The 17,291-nt window shown below is 64.3% G+C and carries 15 protein-coding genes; 7 read left to right on the top strand and 8 right to left on the bottom strand.

Annotation, left to right across the window (positions count from 1 at the left end):
• Positions 1-101 precede the first annotated feature (101 nt).
• Positions 102-1,541 carry a cardiolipin synthase gene (cls, locus tag ACVWZP_RS20965; RefSeq protein ID WP_046484309.1) on the top strand — a complete coding sequence of 480 codons (1,440 nt, stop codon included), beginning with the start codon at positions 102-104 and terminating at the stop codon, positions 1,539-1,541.
• A gap of 561 nt (positions 1,542-2,102) precedes the next feature.
• Here cls and cfaB read toward each other — a convergent pair.
• The 8 genes from cfaB to hflK (ACVWZP_RS20925) all read right to left on the bottom strand — a co-directional run bounded on the left by cfaB (position 2,103) and on the right by hflK (ACVWZP_RS20925) (position 11,273).
• The gene (cfaB, locus tag ACVWZP_RS20960) at positions 2,103-3,287 is read right to left on the bottom strand and encodes a C17 cyclopropane fatty acid synthase CfaB (RefSeq protein WP_026140407.1); all 1,185 of its coding nucleotides are present in this window, start codon (positions 3,285-3,287) and stop codon (positions 2,103-2,105) included.
• A gap of 87 nt (positions 3,288-3,374) precedes the next feature.
• On the bottom strand, positions 3,375-4,163 hold the full coding sequence (locus tag ACVWZP_RS20955; protein WP_046484311.1) for an HvfC/BufC N-terminal domain-containing protein: 789 nt from the start codon (positions 4,161-4,163) through the stop codon (positions 3,375-3,377).
• Positions 4,154-4,999: an MNIO family bufferin maturase gene (bufB, locus tag ACVWZP_RS20950; RefSeq protein WP_017850056.1), complete on the bottom strand. Its 846-nt coding sequence runs from the start codon at positions 4,997-4,999 to the stop codon at positions 4,154-4,156. The genes ACVWZP_RS20955 and bufB overlap by 10 nt, the downstream gene beginning before the upstream one ends.
• A 65-nt stretch (positions 5,000-5,064) precedes the next feature.
• Positions 5,065-5,316, bottom strand: coding sequence for a BufA2 family periplasmic bufferin-type metallophore (bufA2, locus tag ACVWZP_RS20945; RefSeq protein ID WP_046381596.1), 252 nt, complete (start codon positions 5,314-5,316; stop codon positions 5,065-5,067).
• 115 nt (positions 5,317-5,431) lie between these two features.
• On the bottom strand, positions 5,432-7,318 hold the full coding sequence (locus tag ACVWZP_RS20940) for a cation-translocating P-type ATPase (RefSeq protein WP_046381595.1): 1,887 nt from the start codon (positions 7,316-7,318) through the stop codon (positions 5,432-5,434).
• Positions 7,315-8,349 (bottom strand): protease modulator HflK, encoded by a 1,035-nt coding sequence (gene hflK, locus ACVWZP_RS20935; protein WP_169863634.1) that lies wholly within the window; start codon positions 8,347-8,349, stop codon positions 7,315-7,317. Before hflK (ACVWZP_RS20935) ends, ACVWZP_RS20940 begins: the two co-directional genes overlap by 4 nt.
• Positions 8,346-9,335, bottom strand: a complete 990-nt coding sequence (gene hflC, locus ACVWZP_RS20930; protein ID WP_017850060.1) for a protease modulator HflC — start codon at positions 9,333-9,335, stop codon at positions 8,346-8,348. The genes hflK (ACVWZP_RS20935) and hflC overlap by 4 nt, the downstream gene beginning before the upstream one ends.
• 12 nt (positions 9,336-9,347) lie before the next feature.
• Positions 9,348-11,273, bottom strand: coding sequence for a protease modulator HflK (gene hflK, locus ACVWZP_RS20925; protein WP_128192123.1), 1,926 nt, complete (start codon positions 11,271-11,273; stop codon positions 9,348-9,350).
• A 319-nt stretch (positions 11,274-11,592) separates the two neighbouring features.
• On the opposite strand from hflK (ACVWZP_RS20925), the gene ACVWZP_RS20920 reads away from it, so the two are divergent.
• From ACVWZP_RS20920 to ACVWZP_RS20895, 6 genes are read left to right on the top strand one after another with little or no spacing between them, the layout of a single operon-like run.
• Positions 11,593-12,216 carry a CDP-alcohol phosphatidyltransferase family protein gene (locus tag ACVWZP_RS20920; RefSeq protein ID WP_046381592.1) on the top strand — a complete coding sequence of 208 codons (624 nt, stop codon included), beginning with the start codon at positions 11,593-11,595 and terminating at the stop codon, positions 12,214-12,216.
• A gap of 10 nt (positions 12,217-12,226) precedes the next feature.
• Entirely contained in the window at positions 12,227-13,981 is a 1,755-nt protein-coding gene (locus ACVWZP_RS20915; RefSeq protein ID WP_046381591.1) for a bifunctional alpha/beta hydrolase/class I SAM-dependent methyltransferase, read from the top strand.
• Positions 13,982-13,983: 2 nt separating this feature from the next.
• Positions 13,984-15,282, top strand: coding sequence for a phosphatase PAP2/dual specificity phosphatase family protein (locus ACVWZP_RS20910; protein ID WP_457370131.1), 1,299 nt, complete (start codon positions 13,984-13,986; stop codon positions 15,280-15,282).
• Positions 15,272-15,715 carry a hypothetical protein gene (locus ACVWZP_RS20905; RefSeq protein WP_017850065.1) on the top strand — a complete coding sequence of 148 codons (444 nt, stop codon included), beginning with the start codon at positions 15,272-15,274 and terminating at the stop codon, positions 15,713-15,715. Before ACVWZP_RS20910 ends, ACVWZP_RS20905 begins: the two co-directional genes overlap by 11 nt.
• A gap of 9 nt (positions 15,716-15,724) precedes the next feature.
• Positions 15,725-16,345: a lysophospholipid acyltransferase family protein gene (locus ACVWZP_RS20900; protein WP_017850066.1), complete on the top strand. Its 621-nt coding sequence runs from the start codon at positions 15,725-15,727 to the stop codon at positions 16,343-16,345.
• A gap of 1 nt (position 16,346) precedes the next feature.
• Positions 16,347-17,279 carry a phosphatidate cytidylyltransferase gene (locus tag ACVWZP_RS20895; RefSeq protein WP_108525785.1) on the top strand — a complete coding sequence of 311 codons (933 nt, stop codon included), beginning with the start codon at positions 16,347-16,349 and terminating at the stop codon, positions 17,277-17,279.
• Positions 17,280-17,291: the final 12 nt, after the last annotated feature.

Raw genomic sequence — 17,291 nt, 5'->3', positions numbered from 1 at the left:
AGACGCCACAAAAGCGCCAGTGTTGCACGGCAAATAAAATAGCGACATTCCTGACCGAACATGGTCTGTTAGGCACTGGATTGCCTGGAGTACCATCGTCCATGGATTTTTTTGGCCCGCACCTGCTCGCCTACTTCATCGCCACCCTGCATTTTCTCGGGACGCTCGCCGCGATCCATGCAGTGCTGACCGTCAGGACCGCCCAAGGCTCGATTGCCTGGGCGTTGTCGCTGATGTTCATACCCTACCTCACGCTGATCCCGTACCTGATCTTCGGCCGCAGCACCTTCGATGCGTACATCCAGGCGCGGCGCCAGGCCAACCAGGAAATGCACACTGCGATCAACGAGCTGAACTGGCGCCCGTGGGTCGAGGAAGCCCTGGCCGCCCGCAACTCCAGCGCCTACGCCTCCTTGCGGGCGATGCCGAAGCTGGGCCGCATGCCGTGCCTGGCGAATAATGAAGTGCGTTTGCTGATCAATGGTGACGCCACCTTCAGCGCGATCTTCGAGGCAATTCGCCGCGCCAAAACCGCCGTGCTGTTCCAGTTTTTCATCATTCATGACGACGAGCTCGGTCGGCAGTTGCATGCCTTGCTGAAGGAAAAAGCCGCCCAAGGCGTCGCCGTCTACGTGCTCTACGACCGCATCGGCAGCCACGCCCTGCCCTCTCACTATGCACAAACGCTGCGCGACGCCGGGGTGCAGGTCAAGGCGTTCGCCACCCGCAGCGGCTGGCTCAATCGCTTCCAGGTCAACTTCCGCAACCACCGCAAGATCGTGGTGGTGGATGGCATCACCGGGTTTGTCGGCGGGCATAACGTCGGCGATGAATATTTGGGCAAAAAACCGCCGCTGGCGCCGTGGCGCGATACCCATGTGCAGGTCACCGGCCCGGTGGTGGCGTGCCTGCAGGAATCGTTTGCCGAAGACTGGTTCTGGGCGGCGCGGGAACTGCCGCCGCTGATCCTGCCGGACACCTACCCCGAAAACGGCGTGCTCTGCCAATTGCTCGCCAGCGGCCCGGCCGACCCTTATGAAACCTGCTCGCTGTTTTTTGTCGAAGCGATCCACGCCGCGACCGAGCGGGTGTGGATCACCAGCCCGTATTTCATCCCGGATGAAGCGGTGTTTGCCGCCCTGCGCCTGGCGGTGCTGCGCGGGGTCGACGTGCGCCTGCTGCTGCCGTCGCGGCCCGACCACCGCATCGTGTATGCCGCCTCCAGCCTTTACGCGATCGAAGCGGTGCGCGCCGGGGTGCGGGTGTTCCGCTATACGCCGGGGTTTCTGCACCAGAAAGTGGTGTTGGTCGACAGCGAAATCAGCGCCATCGGCAGTGCGAACATGGACAACCGTTCGTTCCGCCTGAATTTCGAGGTGATGTTGCTGACCGTCGATGAAGCCTTCGCCCAGCAAGTGGAACACATGCTGCTCGATGACTTCGCCCTGGCCCATGAAGTCAGCCAGGAAGAAAGCCGCGAAACCCGCCGCCTACAACAACTGGGCATGCGGGTCGCGCGGCTTATCTCACCGATTCTCTAACAGACACTGCTGTAAAAAGTGGGAGGGGGCTTGCCCCCGATAGCGGTGAATCAGTGCCCAATCCGCTAGCTGACACACCGCAATCGGGGGCAAGCCCCCTCCCACATTTGGATCTGCGGGGCTTCGGGAAAATGCTTCAGCGGTAGATATCTTCCCGTGTCCACGGCAGTTCATGGCTGCCATCGGCGAAGGGTTTTGCCGCCAGTATGCGGATCCCACGGCGTGTTTCACCGCTGCACCAACAGACGCTGCGGTAAAAATGTGGGAGGGGGCAAGCCCCCTCCCACATTTGGATCTGCAGGGCTGTGGGAAAATGCTTCAGCGGTAGATATCTTCCCGCGTCCACGGCAGTTCATGGCTGCCATCGGCGAAGGGTTTTACCGCCAGTATGCGGATCCCACGGCGTGTTTCACCGCTGCACCAACAGACGCTGCGGTAAAAATGTGGGAGGGGGCTTGCCCCCGATAGCGGTGAATCAGTGCCCAATCCGCTAGCTGACACACCGCAATCGGGGGCAAGCCCCCTCCCACACTTGGATCTGCGGGGCTGTGGGAAAATGCTTCAGCGGTAGATATCTTCCCGCGTCCACGGCAGTTCGTGGCTGCCATCGGCGTGGGGTTTTACCGCCAGGATCTGGTGCAGGTTAATCCAGCCCCGCGCAAACGCGTAGGCGCAACCGGCCAGGTACAACCGCCAGATGCGCAACGCCTGCGCCGGCACCATCTTCGCCGCCGCTTCCAGGTTGTCTTCCAGGCGTTCGCTCCAGTGGTCCAGGGTGCGTGCGTAGTGCAGGCGCAGGCTTTCCACGTCGACCACTTCGAGCCCGGCTTCGCTGAGTTCGGCGGTCATCATCGCCAGGTGCGGCAGTTCGCCGTTGGGGAAAACGTAGCGCTCGATGAAATCCCCGGCGCCGCGGCCCACGGGGCGCCCGTCGGTGTGCTTGGCGGTGATGCCATGGTTCATCACCAGCCCGCCTTCGCGCACCGCGCCAAACAGGGTTTTGCAGTACTGCGCCAGGTTGGCGTGGCCGACGTGTTCGAACATGCCCACGCTCACCACTTTGTCGAAACGACCGTCCTGGGGCAGGTCACGGTAATCGAGCAGTTGCAGGTCCACCTGATCGTCCAGGCCCTCGGCTTTCACGCGTGCCTTGGCCAGGGCCAGTTGCTCCTTGCTCAGGGTGATGCCGAACACCTTTACCCCGAACTCCCGCGCCGCATACCGCGCCAGCCCGCCCCAACCACAGCCGACATCAAGCAAATACTCCCCCGGCTGCAAGCGCAACTTGCGGCACAGGTGGCGGAATTTGTCTTGTTGGGCCTGATCGATGGATTCGCTGCCGGTTTCGAAATAACCGCAGGAATACGCCATGTCCTGGTCGAGCCACAGCTGGTAGAACTCGTTGGACAGGTCGTAATGGTAGGAAATCGCCGCTGCGTCAGTGGCCTTGTCGTGGAACGAGCGCACCGGACGATTGCCCCCATCGTCATCGACCAGGGCGTGACTCAACTCGTCACACACCCGGATCACCTCGGAGATGGAGCCTTCCAGCTCCAGTTTGCCCTCGACGAAGGCTTCGCCCAATGAATCGAGCGTGGGATGGGAAAGCTTGGACACAATCGTGGGGTCCTTCACCACGATGGTCACACTGGGCTCAGGGCCCAAGTTGAATTCATGGCCGTCCCAGAGTCGAAGACGCAGCGGTAGCTGAAGATTCTGTAAGGCCGGTGGAAGTTGCGCGAGCATGAGTAGTCCCCCCTTGTTTCAGACGTCTGGAAAGAGGGTAGACCATCCGACGACCGGGTAGGAAGCTATCGATCTGATAACCTGCGCTTATGGAATCCGGCGTTCGAGCAAACCGTCCTGAACCCACTGTTTCAGCCATGAGACTGCTTGCAGGGGCGCACCCTCTCCATGACTGACCGCCAAGCGTTCGCACAGTTCTGAAAAACACCAGCCGGTGCTCACCATGCCCGCCAGGGCGCAGGTTTGCGCGGGTTCCAGGCTGCGGTAGCGGCATATCTGCTGATCGCGCCACACCAGGCAGACCTGCGGCGCGTCCAGAGGCTGGCCGGCGTGCAAGGCCGATTTAGCCTTGGCGGCACGCCAGGTTTCGACGGTATTGAAGCGGCAGAATATCTGCTGAACGGTCGGCGCCAGGGTGACCTGCAAGCCCGGCCAGTCGGGCGGCGGCAGTCGCGCCATGTCGTCCAGGGTCAGCGGCGTGCCCGGCGGCGCATCGAACGCCAGGGTAAACGCCCACTCCAGCCGTGCCAGCTCGGCCAACGGCGCGCTTTGTTCAGCCACCAGGTGCTCCTGGATAAACCCCGCAAACCGCTCGCCCAGCCAGCGCAGGCTGTAATGGGCGGACGGATAGCGACGCACGTAGGCCTCGGTCAGCGAGGCGAATTCGTCATCGCCCAGCCAATACCAGAGGGCGCCGAAGTCCTGCCGTAATACGTCCTGCAAGCGCGACAGGTAGGCGTTGTGATAAATCGCCAGGCCGGTTTCCACATCCAGCGTAGGACCACCCAGCAAGGTGGCGGCAAAGCCAGTACCGGCCACGGGCGTTTCGGCTAATAAATGCTCTTCGAAAGCCCGCTGCCAATCCGTCAGGCGCATAGCGTTCTCCTGAGCAAGGCGCTCGCCCCCAGCGACCGGGCCTTGTCCAACTCGCTGAGCAAGTCTTCGAACGGCGGGAAATGGTCGTCGCGCTCGAGCAACGTCGAGACCGGGCCCAGGTGCTCCAGGGTCTGTTGATACAGCGCCCACACCGGATCACACACCGGGTGGTCATGGGTATCGACCACGTAATCGCCGTAGTCCATATGCCCCGCCAGATGCAGCTGGCGGATGCTCTGCGGCGGCAGGTTGTGAATGAACGTCCAGGCATCGAAGCCATGATTGCGCGAGCTGACGTACACATTGTTGACGTCCAGCAGCAACTGGCACCCGGTCAAGTGGGTCAGCGCGTTGAGGAATTCCCACTCGGTGAATTCATCCGCCTTGGCGCGCACATAGCTGGAGACGTTTTCCAGCACCAGCGGGCGCTGCAACACATCCTGTACCTGAAGCACGCGACTGGCCACGTGATACAAACTTTCTTCGGTGTACGGCAGGGGCAGCAAGTCATGCAATTGGTGCGCGCTGCCGCGGCTCCAGCACAGGTGATCGGAGATCCACGCCGGCTGGATGCGTGCGGCGAGTTGCTGGAGCTGCTTGAGGTAATCGGTATCGAGCGGATGGGGCCCGCCGATGGACAGGGACACGCCGTGCATCACCAGCGGGTAGCGCTCGGCGATCGCGTCCAGGTAGTACAAGGCTTTACCGCCCTGCACCAGGTAATTCTCGGAGATCACTTCGAACCAATCCACGGCCGGCGATTGTTCAAGGATCTGCTGGTAGTACTCACTGCGTAGACCCAGGCCGTAACCCAGGCTCGGAAGGGATGTAGACATCAGGCACTCCTGGGCAAAAGTGTCCGCAGCGGTGACGGCGACCGCTGCGGGGTACGCGGGGCCGATTACGCGCCGACTTTGCCACCGGCCGCGTCGCACGCGGCCTTGGTCATGGCCTTGAAGCCATGACCCTTGCAGACCGCCTGGCCCTTGCAGGCGTTTTCAGCGGTCTTGCAGTCATTCATGCCTTTGCAGGAGGTTACGCCGTAGCAATGAACCGGAGCGTCGGCGGCCTGGACCTGGGTGGTGACACCGGCAAACAAGGCGGCGGCAGCGAAAGCCAGGGCAGCACCGGAAACGACGTTTTTGATGGTCATGGGGTCATCCTCATAAATCGTGGTTAGGTCGGCTGAGCGGAATGCTCAGTCGCGACATAGCACTAGAGTGAGGTGCCCCCTTGCCGTTACAGCGCCATCGAAAAAAACCTGGAATTTATTCCTCCAGCTTCGACAGCGGCTCCTGAAACCGCAGCAACCGCCCGGCATTGCCCAGCACCAGCAAGGTGCTGAGGTTGTGCAACACCGCCGCGATCATTGCGCCGGCGGCGCCCAACCAGCCAAACGCGGCGAACACCACGATCGCCAGCGTCCAGCCCAGGCCGATGATCACGTTGACCTGCAACGTCTGCCGGCACCGTCGGCTCAAGCGCACACAGGTGCCCAGGCGGCGCAAGTCGCTGCCAATCAACACCACATCCGCCGAGGCCAACGCAATGTCCGCACCGCCCGCGCCCATGGCCACGCCGACCACGCCGGCTTTGAGCGCCAGGGAGTCGTTGATGCCGTCGCCCACCACCATCGGCCGGAAACCGCTGCTGATTTCACCCAACACGCGGTTGAGCTTGTCTTCCGGCAACGCCTGGGCTTCGACATCGCTGATGCCCACGTCGAGGGCCAGGCTGTCGGCCACGCTTTGGCGGTCGCCGGTCAGCAGCAGTTGCCGCCCCAGGCCCAGGTCGCGCAGCTCTTGCAGGGCCTGGCGGGCTTCCGGTTTGACGCTGTCGGCCAGCAACAGCCAGGCGAGGAACGCACCGTTCAACGCCAGCCCGGCAATCGGGCCATCATGGTCGGGGACGCGGGTAGTGACGATGCCCAACTGCTCGAACAACTCCGGCCGGCCCAAGGCCGCTTCGCCCTGCGCGGTCTGGGCCACCACGCCGAGGCCTTGGCGTTCGCGGATGTCGGTGAGCACCAACAGCTGTTCCTGGCTCGCCAACCCGGCCAACGCGCGGCTGACCGGGTGGCTGCTGGCCGAACCGAGGCTGGCCGCCAGGTTCAACAACCCTTGGCGGTCCGGCGCGGTGGTTTGGATGGACTGCAGACGCAGAGTGCCGAAGGTCAGGGTGCCGGTCTTGTCGACCACCAGCGAGGTCAGGTCCGCCAACTCTTCGAGGAACGCCGAGCTGCGGATCAGAATCCCATGCCGCGCCGCCACAGCGATCCCGGCAATCGCCGTGGCCGGGGCCGACAGCACCAGGGCGCATGGGCACGCTGCGACCAGCACCGCGAGCATCGCCTGGGCGTCATTGGTGACAAACCAGGTCACCGCCGCCAGCAACAGCACCAACACCATATAGCTGCCGGCGTAACGCTCCAGCAGCCGCGTGATCGGCGGCTTGGAACGTTCGGCGTTCTGCATCAGGGCGATGACTTTGCCCAGGGTCGACTCGTTGCCGGTACGCGTCACTTCCAGGCGCAACAACCCGTCGAGGTTGATCGCACCGCCGAACACTTGCACGCCGACACTGGCTTCCAGCGGCACCGACTCGCCGGTGATCGGCGCCGTGTCGAGGCTGGCCTGGCCGGACAGCACCACACCATCGGCAGGCACGCGGTCGCCGGCGCGCACTTCGACGATGTCGCCGCTGTTCAGCGTGCCGTTGTCGACTTCGCTGATGCTGCCGTCCGCCTGCACCAGGCGTGCGTGGCTGCGGGTCAGTTTGCCGAGGGCGTGGATCGCTTCCTGGGAGCCGATCACGCTGCGCTCTTCGAGCACATGGCCGAAGATCATGATGATCGGCAGCAACGCGGCGGTCAGCAGATCGCCCGTGGCCCACGCGCCGAGCATCGCCAGGGCGATGAGTTGGTCGGTGATGCCATGCAGGCTGGGAAAACGCAGGCTGTACCAGGCCGAGCGCATCACCGGCACGGCCACCAGCAGCGAGGCCACGCCGAGCAGCAACTGGCTGACGCCGCTCTGGTCCGGCGCCAGCCAGCGCCACACCAGGCCCAGCACGAGCAAGCCGAGGGCGAGCATGGCCAGGGTCAATTGCCGGGCGGCGCTGCGCTGCTCGGCGGATGTCAGCATGGGTGCGCTCATTGTTCGGCTCCCTGAATGATCAAGCGGGAGTCGTCTTTGGGATCGACCGTGGTCACGGAACCGGCCTGGCCGAGAATCTTCGGCAAGCGCTCGCGGTACAGGCGCAACAGCAAGCCGGGGTCTTTGACCTGGGCCAGGCTGGCGACGGTGGCGGTTTGCGCCTGCGCGTTGGCCAGGCGTTCGCTGGCCTGGGCGTGGGCGACTTGCACCAGGCGGTCAGCCTGCTGGTTGGCGGTCTGGGTGAGCTTTTCCGCGTCGGTGCGCGCATTCGCCACCGCTTTGTCGGCTTGCTGGCTGGCGGTGAGCACCGCATTGAAGGCATTCACCGCCGGGCTCGGCAGGCTCGATTGCACATCGACGCGGGTGACTTCGATGCCCACCCCCAAGCCGCTGGCGGTCAACTCCGCCAGGCGCTTGTTGATGCCTTGCACCAGGTCGCCGCGCAGTCGTTCACGGCGCTCGGCGGCGCCGTTGTCGCTGCCGATCAATTCGGGGCGCGCCACCAGGATGGTGTCCAGATCCCGCGCCGCCGTCAGGGCCACGGCGCTGCGCGTCACCAGGCGATCCAGCGCCGGCAGCACGTGCTCGCCCTGCAGCACAAACGCATAAGGCTCGGTGACTTTGTAGAACACCCGCACATCCAGCTGCACCACGCCGGCATCGCCGGTCAGCAGGTAGCCGGACCCGGCCAGGGCATCGCTCAACGGCGTGGCGAAGCTGGCCACGCGATCGGCCTGCACCGCGGCATCGGAACGCAGCAGGTTGCCGACCCGCCGCTCGATCACCCGGTCTGCCGCCGGCAACAGCACGACTTGCTCGAACGGCTGCGGCCACGCCAGCAACAGTCCGGCATTCTGAACCCGATCGAGTGCGCCGAAGTGCAGCACCACGGCGCGATTCTGCGGGTCGATCTGCCGCACATTGGAAAACGCCCAGGCCAGGGCGGCCAACACCGTCACCGCGTACAGCGCCATGAACGTCAGGCGCCCGGCCTGAATCCACGGGCTGTCCGGGCTGTCACGCTCGGTCATGGCTGGACGTCCTTCGGCCCGTCCACCAGCGCGCGGAACGGCGCGGCGTCGGTGCGCAGGATGATCTTGGTGCCCGGGGTGACCACGGTGCCCAGGGTATCCAGGGAACGCAGCAGGTTGTACAGCTGGGGATTGCCGGCGTAGGCGCGACCATAGATCTGCGCCGCTTCGACCCGCGATTGCGCTTCGATGTCGGCGGCTTTCACCGTGGCATCGGCCTGCACGATGCGCGCATCGCGCTCGGCGGCGGAACGGATCTGCGCCGCCTCACGCTTGCCCACGGCGGTGCGTTCGGTGGCGATGGTTTCGCGCTCGGCGCGCATGCGGTCGACGGTGGCGGTGAGCGTCACCGACGGCAAGGTCAGCCGCTCGATGCCCACCTGCGCCACGCGCACGCCATAGGTGGTGAGCAATTGTTGATCGATCTGCTGGCGCAACTGCGCTTCGAAATCGCTGATGCGTACCTGGCTGGCGTCGGTATTGATCAGGCTGGACAGGTCGAAGCTGGCCGCCGTGGTTTCCAGCGCCGAACCGACAAACGTCCGAATCTGCCGCGCCGCTTCATCCGGCTGGTTCTGCACCGCACGCATGAAGCGCTGCACATTGTCGGCATCGCCCTGCACCTGCCACGCCACATAAGCCTGCACGATGATGCGCAGGCCATCGCGGGTACCGACATCCTGCAAACCGCTGGAGGTGGTGCGCAGGCGCAGGTCCACCGGGATCGCCGCTTCGAACGGCGCCGGCCAGCGCCAGCCCAGGCCCGGTTCCAGCAGCACCCGCGACGGGTTGCCGAAACGGGTAATCACCGTGGCTTCGCCGGAGCGCACTTGCACCAGGCTGGCGGCCGCTACTGCAAACAACACCAGCAACACAGCCCAGGCCATGCGCCGCCAAGGGAATGGGCCGGCGGGCTGTTCGTCACCATGGTGGTGATGATGGTGGCCGTGGTGGTGGTGACCATGATCGTGAGAATGAGCGCTCAACAGACAGACTCCTTATTGAACGGCTTTACGCGGCACCGAAGGATCGGCCGGCAAGGTAAAAGAACGCAGATCGATCGTCGGCGCACTGTCGGCGCCCAGGCGATGATCCAGAATCAACAGCTTGGCGTGAGCCAGGCCCTGGGTCAGCTGGCCGAGGTACTGCTCCAGCACGAAGGCTTTGCCCGCGCTGGCGTAGGCTTTTTGTTCGGCGGCAAAACGCAGGTCCGCCGCCCGGGCCCCGGCATTGACCTCGTGCGCGGTGGCCTGGGCCTGGTCGCGGACGGTGCTGGCTTGCAGCAGGGCCTGGTTGGTTTGTTCGCTGGCGGCGCCGCGTTCGCGGGAGATCAGCGCCTGGGCGCCGATCTGCGCCGCTTGCACGCCGTGGTAGGCGTTGGCGGCACCGGACGGCGGGTGGATGGCTTCGACCACCGTGGCGAGAATCTCCACGCCGCTGTCGAGTGTATGCAGGTCCGCTTGCACGGCGCGGCCGATCTCGTCGGCCAGGCCGGTGCGTTGTTCGCCGAGCAACTCGTCGAGGGTACGCGAGGCAAAGTCATGCACGAGGATGCGGCTGGCGGTGCTGCGGATCAGGGTCGGCACATCCGCGCTGTTATAGGTGGCGGCCAGTGCAGCCTGGTCGGTCAGACCGATACGGTAGACGAAGCGCACATCCATATTGACGATCTGGAAGCTCTGCTTGTCGCCACGGCTGCTGGCGATCACCTGGGACTTGTCATTCACATGGCTGGCGTCCCACAACCGGTTGGCGATCAGCGGCGCCGGGCCTTCGGCCGCCGCGAGTTCCGGGCTGGCGGTTTCGCTGACGCTGGTCGCCAGCTCATGCACCACGCCGTTTTCCACGTTCAGCACGCGGCCCAGCGGCCACGGCAACCCGGCATGCAGGCCAGGGCCGAAGACTTGCACCGGTTTGCCAAAGCGCTCATAAATCCCACGGCCTTGCAGGGGCACTTCATGCACCCCCGTCAGCGCCCAGCCGACGGCCAGTACCACCAGCAGCACCGGCAGGAATGCCCGACGCATGTAGGTAAACGCCCAGATCTGGCGCAGGTCGATGCCGAAGCGGTTGTGCAATTCGTGCTGCAAGGCCTGCAGCGGTTGCGGCGGCCAGCGCAGCAGCCCGGCGACAAAACTCTGCGCCATCAGGCGTGGTTCGAGGCGCGGTTGGCGCGGGCTGAACAGTGACAGCGCGGCCCGTAACAGAAACTCCAGCGCGACCAGCGCCGGCAACAGCCCGACCAGCGTCGCCAGGCGCAGCGGCCACACCGACCCGGCACTGGCAAACAGCAGGCAAATCGCGCTGATCACCAGGCACGCAATCGCCACCCGGCTCAGTTGCGCCAACTGCGCGGCTTCCGGCCATTGCGCGGCGGTTTCCTGGGCCAGGCGCCGCTCGAACACCAACAGGCCAAAGGCCAATGCCAAGGCCAGCGCAGCGCCGATACTTGCGCCTTGGCCGACCGCTGCCGCGGGCAAGCCCAGGTTCCAGAACTCGACAATGCTGACCAGCGCGAACAACGACCAACCGCCGAGCCACAACACCGGCGCGCCGATCTGGGCCAGCAACCCTCTGCCGAAACGCCCTACCAGGCGCGCCTGCCAGCCAGCGGGTTCACTCTCTGCTTCGAGTAACTCAGGTGCCGACGCTTCCAGCGCCTGGGCACGCCAATCGGCCACCCACCACGCCGACTGCAACCCGGCCACCAGCACCAGCAACGCAGACGCGCAATTGATCAACACCACCGGCCAGATCGACAACGGGGCGAACAGCGCGACGAACAACGCCAGCACCCAGCCGCTGATAGCCACCGCAGTCAGGCTGATACCGGCCTGCCTCAATCGACGGGCATGGAACAGCCCTTGCTGAAAACGCGGCAGTCCTTCAACCGAAGCGCCGTCAGCTTCTAGATCCACTTGCATCCACTCATGCCCGTTCACACATAATTCGTTACGATATAACACATGGCGTGAAATTTTTGTTCGTTAAACACCGTATTCACCTGCAACACAGACCCACTGTGGGAGCGGGCTTGCTCGCGATGGCGGTGGGTCAGGTGATACATGGGTTGGCGGGGCCGCCGCCATCGCGAGCAAGCCCCCTCCCACATTTGTTCTGCATCGCGCTCCGGAACGTGACTAACCCCCCATAAACACGTGCCATCACTGGTGCAGGCCACGATTAATCGGCACACTTCAGGCCAGTTTTTCGCGGGCTTACGGACAAGGAAACGTCACTCCCATGATTTCGATCTATCAACTCAAACCGCGTTTTCAAAACCTGCTGCGCCCCCTCGTGCAGCGCCTCTACGACAACGGCACCACCGCCAACCAGATCACCGTGCTGGCCGGGGTCATCTCCCTGCTGGTCGGCCTGCTGATCGCCGGCTTCGCCCAACACCTCTGGCTGTTCGCGCTGATCCCGCTGTGGATGATCCTGCGCATGGCCCTCAATGCCATCGACGGCATGCTCGCCCGCGAATTCGGCCAGCAGTCGCGCCTGGGCGCCTACCTCAATGAACTGTGCGACGTGATCGCCGACAGCGCGCTGATCCTGCCCTTTGCGTTGATCCCCGGCGTCAGCCTGGCGCCGGTGCTGCTGGTGACCTTACTGGCAGTGTTCAGCGAATACGCCGGGGTGCTCGGGCCGATGGTCGGCGCGTCGCGGCGCTACGACGGGCCGATGGGCAAGAGTGATCGGGCCTTCGTCCTCGGCGTGCTGGCCAGCGGCGTGGCGCTGGGCTGGCTCGGTGCCGGCTGGGTCGACACGGTGATGTGGCTGGTCGCCGCCCTGCTCGCCTACACCGTGGTCAACCGGGTGCGCCAGGGCCTCAAAGAAGAACAACACATTTCCCCTTCTGCATAAGGATTTTGCGATGCGCGAACAGCGAGAACACACCTTCAGTACCCATGATGGCGTCGAGCTTTTCTACCGGCACTGGCCCGCCACCGCCCCGGCAGGCGGCGAGCCGCGCAAGGCGATCCTGCTGTTCCATCGCGGCCATGAGCATTCGGGGCGCATTGCCCATCTGGTCGATGAACTGAACCTGCCCCATTTCGACTTCTTCGCCTGGGACGCCCGTGGCCACGGCCAATCCCCCGGCGAGCGCGGCGACAGCCCCAGCTTCGCCACCAGCGCCCGCGACGTGCAGACGTTCTGCGAACATATCGGCGCCACTTACGGCGTCGAGGCGGAAAATCTTGCAGTCATCGCCCAAAGCGTCGGCGCGGTGATCGCAGCCACCTGGGTTCACGACTACGCACCGAAAATCCGCGCCCTGGTGCTCGCCTCCCCGGCGTTCAAAGTCAAACTGTACGTGCCCTTCGCCCGGCCGGGCCTGGCGCTGATGCGCAGGTTTCGCGGCAACTTTTTCGTCAACAGTTACGTCAAGGCCAAGTTCCTCAGCCACGACCCGGAGCGCGTCGCGTCCTACGACAGCGACCCGCTGATCACCAAGGCGATTTCGGTGAATGTGCTGCTCGGGCTGTACGAAGCGGCCGACCGGGTTGTCGCCGATGCCCAGGCGATCCAGGTGCCGACCCAACTGCTGATCTCCGGCTCCGACTTCGTGGTCCACCGCAAACCCCAACAACAGTTCTTCGACCGCCTCGGCAGCCTGAAAAAAGAGCTGCATATCCTCCCCGGCTTCTTCCACGACACCCTCGGCGAGCGCGACCGTGCGGTGGCCGTGAGCAGCGCCCGGCGTTTTATCCTGCAGAATTTCGCGCACCCGCTGGACCGCGCCTCGCTGCTCGATGCCGACAAACTGGGCGCGACCTGTGCCGAATCCGAAGCCCTCGCCGCGCCGCTGCCGCGCAATTCCCTGCGCGACCTGTACTGGCGCCTGACCCGCGCCAGCATGGGCCTGGGCAAGAACCTGTCGGACGGCGTCAAGCTGGGCTTCGACACCGGTTTCGACTCCGGTAGCACCTTGGACTACGTGTACCGCAACACGCCCACCGGCAAAGGCGCGCTGGGGCGGATGATCGACACCAATTACCTCAACTCCATCGGCTGGCGCGGCATTCGCCAGCGCAAGCTGAACGTCGAAGAGCTGCTGCGCCTGGCCATGGCCACGCTGCGCACCGATGATCGCGAAGTGCGTATCGTCGATATCGCCGCCGGCCACGGTCGCTACATTCTCGAAGCCTTGCAGGGCGTTTCGCCGCTGCCGGAATCGATCCTGCTGCGCGACTACAGCGACATCAACGTGCGCGACGGTGGCGCGTTGATCCGCGAGAAAGGCCTGGGCGAGATTGCGCAGTTCATCAAAGCCGACGCGTTCGACCGTGCGGACCTGGCAGCGCTGGCGCCCAAGCCGACGCTGGCGGTGGTCTCCGGGTTATATGAACTGTTTGCCGACAACGCCATGGTCGGCGGTTCGCTGGCGGGCCTGGCCGAAGCCGTGGAGCCCGGCGGTTATCTGGTCTACACCGGCCAGCCATGGCACCCGCAGTTGGAACTGATCGCCCGCGCATTGACCAGCCATCGCCAGGGCCAGGCCTGGGTGATGCGCCGGCGCAGTCAGGCGGAAATGGATCAACTGGTGCAAGCCGCCGGTTTCCGCAAGATCACCCAGCGGGTGGATGAGTGGGGCATCTTTACCGTATCCCTGGCACAGAAGATCTGAACATGCGCGAACCCGGCCTGTTAAAGCCCGCGTTCCTGTGGCTGTTGCTGTTGGCGCCGCTGTTTTTCAGCACCTACGGCTTTGCCACATGGGTCACCAGCCAGCGCAGCGACGTCGGCACACTGGTGTTCGATTGGGAAACCCACATGCCGTTCTGGGCCTGGACCATCGTGCCCTACTGGACCATCGACCTGCTCTACGGTTTCTCCCTGCTGCTGCCCAACAGCCGCCATGAACTGAAGCAACATGCGCTGCGCCTGCTGAGTGCGCAGCTCATCGCCGTGAGTTGCTTCCTGATCTGGCCGCTGCGCTTCACCTTCGAACGGCCGGAGCTGGATGGCGTGTTCGGCTGGCTGTTTGCCGTGCTGGCCGGTTTCGATAAACCGTTCAACCAGGCGCCGTCGCTGCATATCGCGCTGCTGGTGATCCTGTGGATCATGTACCAACGCCACACCCAGGGCGCCTGGCGCTGGCTGGTGCATGGCTGGTTCGGGTTGATCGGGGTTTCAGTGCTGACCACTTATCAACACCACTTTATCGACTTACCCACAGGTGCCCTGGCGGGTTGGCTGTGCGTGTGGCTGTGGCCGCTGGAACATCCGAGCCCGCTGCTGAATGCGCGGCTGACCCGTGATTCCACGCGCTGGCGCCTGGGGTTGCGCTACGGCCTGGGCGCGCTGGTGCTGTTCATCATCGCGCTGACTTACGGCGGGTGGTGGCTATGGCTGCTGTGGCCGGCGCTGTCCCTGGGGCTGATCATGGCGAATTACGTCGTCCTCGGCGCGCCAGGTTTCCAGAAGCGTGCCGACGGTCGACTGACCCCCGCGGCGCGCTGGCTGTATGCGCCGTATCTGGCAGCGGCGTGGCTCAATTCACGGCTGTGGACGCGCACGCATCCACAGCCCGACCTGATTGTGGATAACGTCTCGCTCGGTCGGCTTCCTACCGTGCGCGAGCAAGGTTCATTCAAGGCCATCGTCGATCTGTGCGCGGAATTGCCGATTAATCCACAGGGCCGTGCCTATCAAAGCGTCCCCGTCCTCGACCTGATCGCGCCGACCCCCGCCGAATGCCTGCAAGCCGCGCAAGCCATCGAACGCCTGCGCGCCAGCGGCCCGGTGCTGGTGTGCTGCGCCCTTGGCTATTCGCGCAGCGCCACCGCTGTGGCGGCCTGGCTGCTGCACAGCGGGCGCGCCGCCACGGTGGATCAGGCACTGGCTATTATTCGTACAGCGCGGACCGAGGTGGTCCTGCATCCCGCTCATCGCCATGCTTTGGAGGCCTTGCCCCATGCCTGCTGATATGGAACTCCAGGTCGTCGCCAGCCTGCTGCGCCGCGGCCGCTCACTGGATCAGTTATCCACAGGCCTGACGCTGCTGGGCGTATTGTTCGGCCTGGCGCAACTGCTGATGGCCAGCATCGCGCCGATCTGCCTGCTGCTCAGCCTGTGGATGATTATCCTCGGCCTGCTGCAAAAGTACTGGGCGCTGCGCGTGGCCTTCGATGCCGACCTGTTCGCCCTGCTCGCCCGTAACACCGAACGCACCCCGGACCTCGACCAGGCCCTGCAAACCCTCGGCCTGCAGTCGCCCAAACGCGCCGGCCGACCCTGGACCGAACGCCGTCGCGGCGCCCTCAAACTGCTGCGCAAGCAAGCCTGGCTGCTGGGCGCGCAAGTGCTGTTGACCCTGGGCGTGATTCTCGCCAGCCCTTGGCTACCTTTCGCCGGATAAGGAATTCCCATGTTCGAACCCGTGGTCGCCACCCTGATTACCTCGATGGCCCGCACCGTCACCGGCGCCCGCAGCCTGTGGCTGGGCTGCGCGCCGGTGCCGGTGCAACGCATCTACTTCGCCAACCACAGCAGCCACGGCGACTTCGTGTTGCTGTGGGCATCGCTGCCGCAGAACCTGCGCAAATTCACGCGCCCGGTGGCCGGCAGCGACTACTGGAACAACAGTGCGCTGCGCCGCTACATCATCCACCGCGTGTTCAACGGCGTGTTGATCGACCGCGAGCGCAAAGACCCTGTGGATAACCCCTTGCAGCCCATGCTCGCCGCACTGGAAGGCGGCGACTCGCTGATCATCTTTCCCGAAGGCACGCGCAATCTGGAAGACGGCTTGCTGCCGTTTAAAAGCGGCCTGTATCACCTGGCAAAAAGTTACCCACAGGCCGAATTGATCCCCGTGTGGATTGCCAACCTCAACCGCGTCATGCCCAAGGGGCGCGTCCTGCCGCTGCCTCTGCTGTGTACCACCAGCTTCGGCGCGCCACTGCAATTGGAAGAAGGCGAAGACAAAGCCGCCTTCCTAGCCCGCACCCGCGACGCCCTGCTCGCCCTCGCCCCGGAGCATTCCTGAGATGGATAGCCAAACCCTGATGCTGTTCGGCGGAATCGGCGCGATCCTGGTACTCGCCTCGCTGATCGGCCTGATCCTCAAGCTGCGCAGCCGTGGCACGCCGAATGCGGTGATCGACAACCTCAACGCCCGCATCAACGCCTGGTGGGTGATGGTGGTGATGATCGGCATCGCCTTCTGGCTCGGCACCGGCGCGGTGATCGTGCTGTTCTATGCCGTGTCGTTCTATGCCCTGCGTGAATTCCTCACCCTCACCCCGACCCGGCGCAGCGACTACCCGGCGCTGGTGGCCGCGTTCTACCTGGCGCTGCCGCTGCAATACCTGCTGATCTATGCCGACTGGTACGGGCTGTTCTCGATCTTCATCCCGGTGTACGTGTTCCTGCTGCTGCCGATCCTCGCCTCCCTCGGCGGCGACAGCACACACTTCCTGGAGCGCGCCTCGAAGGTGCAATGGGGCTTGATGATCGCAGTGTTCTGCGTGTCCTTCGTGCCCGCCCTGCTCACCCTCGACATCCCCGGCTATGAAGGCCGCAACCTGCTGCTGATCGCCTACCTGGTGATCGTGGTGCAACTGTCGGACGTGTTGCAGTACGTGTGCGGCAAGCTGTTCGGCAAACACAAGATCGCGCCCAACCTGTCGCCGTCGAAAACCGTCGAAGGCTTTGTCGGCGGCATCCTGCTCTCCTCGCTGATCGGCGCGGCGCTGTGGTGGACCACGCCGTTCAACCCGTGGCAGTCGTTTCTGATTGCGCTGCTGATCAACTTGCTGGGGTTTGCCGGCGGCATTGTGATGTCGGCGATCAAACGCGACCGTGGCGTGAAGGACTGGGGGCATATGATCGAGGGGCACGGCGGAATGCTCGATCGGCTGGATTCGGTGTGCTTTGCGGCGCCGATTTTCTTCCACCTTGTGCGCTACTGGTGGACCTGACCGACACCGCCC

Source organism: Pseudomonas sp. TE36184, assembly GCF_054060055.1.
The sequence above is the reverse complement of the archived record's forward strand: the minus strand, read 5'-3'. Positions and strand labels throughout refer to the sequence as shown.

What these genes read in the sequence shown, in the direction of transcription:
- cls (WP_046484309.1), top strand. Translation starts at nt 102, where the DNA reads ATGGATTTTTTTGGCCCGCACCTGCTCGCCTACTTCATCGCCACCCTG.
- cfaB (WP_026140407.1), bottom strand. Translation starts at nt 3,287, where the DNA reads ATGCTCGCGCAACTTCCACCGGCCTTACAGAATCTTCAGCTACCGCTG.
- ACVWZP_RS20955 (WP_046484311.1), bottom strand. Translation starts at nt 4,163, where the DNA reads ATGCGCCTGACGGATTGGCAGCGGGCTTTCGAAGAGCATTTATTAGCC.
- bufB (WP_017850056.1), bottom strand. Translation starts at nt 4,999, where the DNA reads ATGTCTACATCCCTTCCGAGCCTGGGTTACGGCCTGGGTCTACGCAGT.
- bufA2 (WP_046381596.1), bottom strand. Translation starts at nt 5,316, where the DNA reads ATGACCATCAAAAACGTCGTTTCCGGTGCTGCCCTGGCTTTCGCTGCC.
- ACVWZP_RS20940 (WP_046381595.1), bottom strand. Translation starts at nt 7,318, where the DNA reads ATGAGCGCACCCATGCTGACATCCGCCGAGCAGCGCAGCGCCGCCCGG.
- hflK (WP_169863634.1), bottom strand. Translation starts at nt 8,349, where the DNA reads ATGACCGAGCGTGACAGCCCGGACAGCCCGTGGATTCAGGCCGGGCGC.
- hflK (WP_128192123.1), bottom strand. Translation starts at nt 11,273, where the DNA reads ATGCAAGTGGATCTAGAAGCTGACGGCGCTTCGGTTGAAGGACTGCCG.
- ACVWZP_RS20920 (WP_046381592.1), top strand. Translation starts at nt 11,593, where the DNA reads ATGATTTCGATCTATCAACTCAAACCGCGTTTTCAAAACCTGCTGCGC.
- ACVWZP_RS20915 (WP_046381591.1), top strand. Translation starts at nt 12,227, where the DNA reads ATGCGCGAACAGCGAGAACACACCTTCAGTACCCATGATGGCGTCGAG.
- ACVWZP_RS20910 (WP_457370131.1), top strand. Translation starts at nt 13,984, where the DNA reads ATGCGCGAACCCGGCCTGTTAAAGCCCGCGTTCCTGTGGCTGTTGCTG.
- ACVWZP_RS20905 (WP_017850065.1), top strand. Translation starts at nt 15,272, where the DNA reads ATGCCTGCTGATATGGAACTCCAGGTCGTCGCCAGCCTGCTGCGCCGC.
- ACVWZP_RS20900 (WP_017850066.1), top strand. Translation starts at nt 15,725, where the DNA reads ATGTTCGAACCCGTGGTCGCCACCCTGATTACCTCGATGGCCCGCACC.
- ACVWZP_RS20895 (WP_108525785.1), top strand. Translation starts at nt 16,347, where the DNA reads ATGGATAGCCAAACCCTGATGCTGTTCGGCGGAATCGGCGCGATCCTG.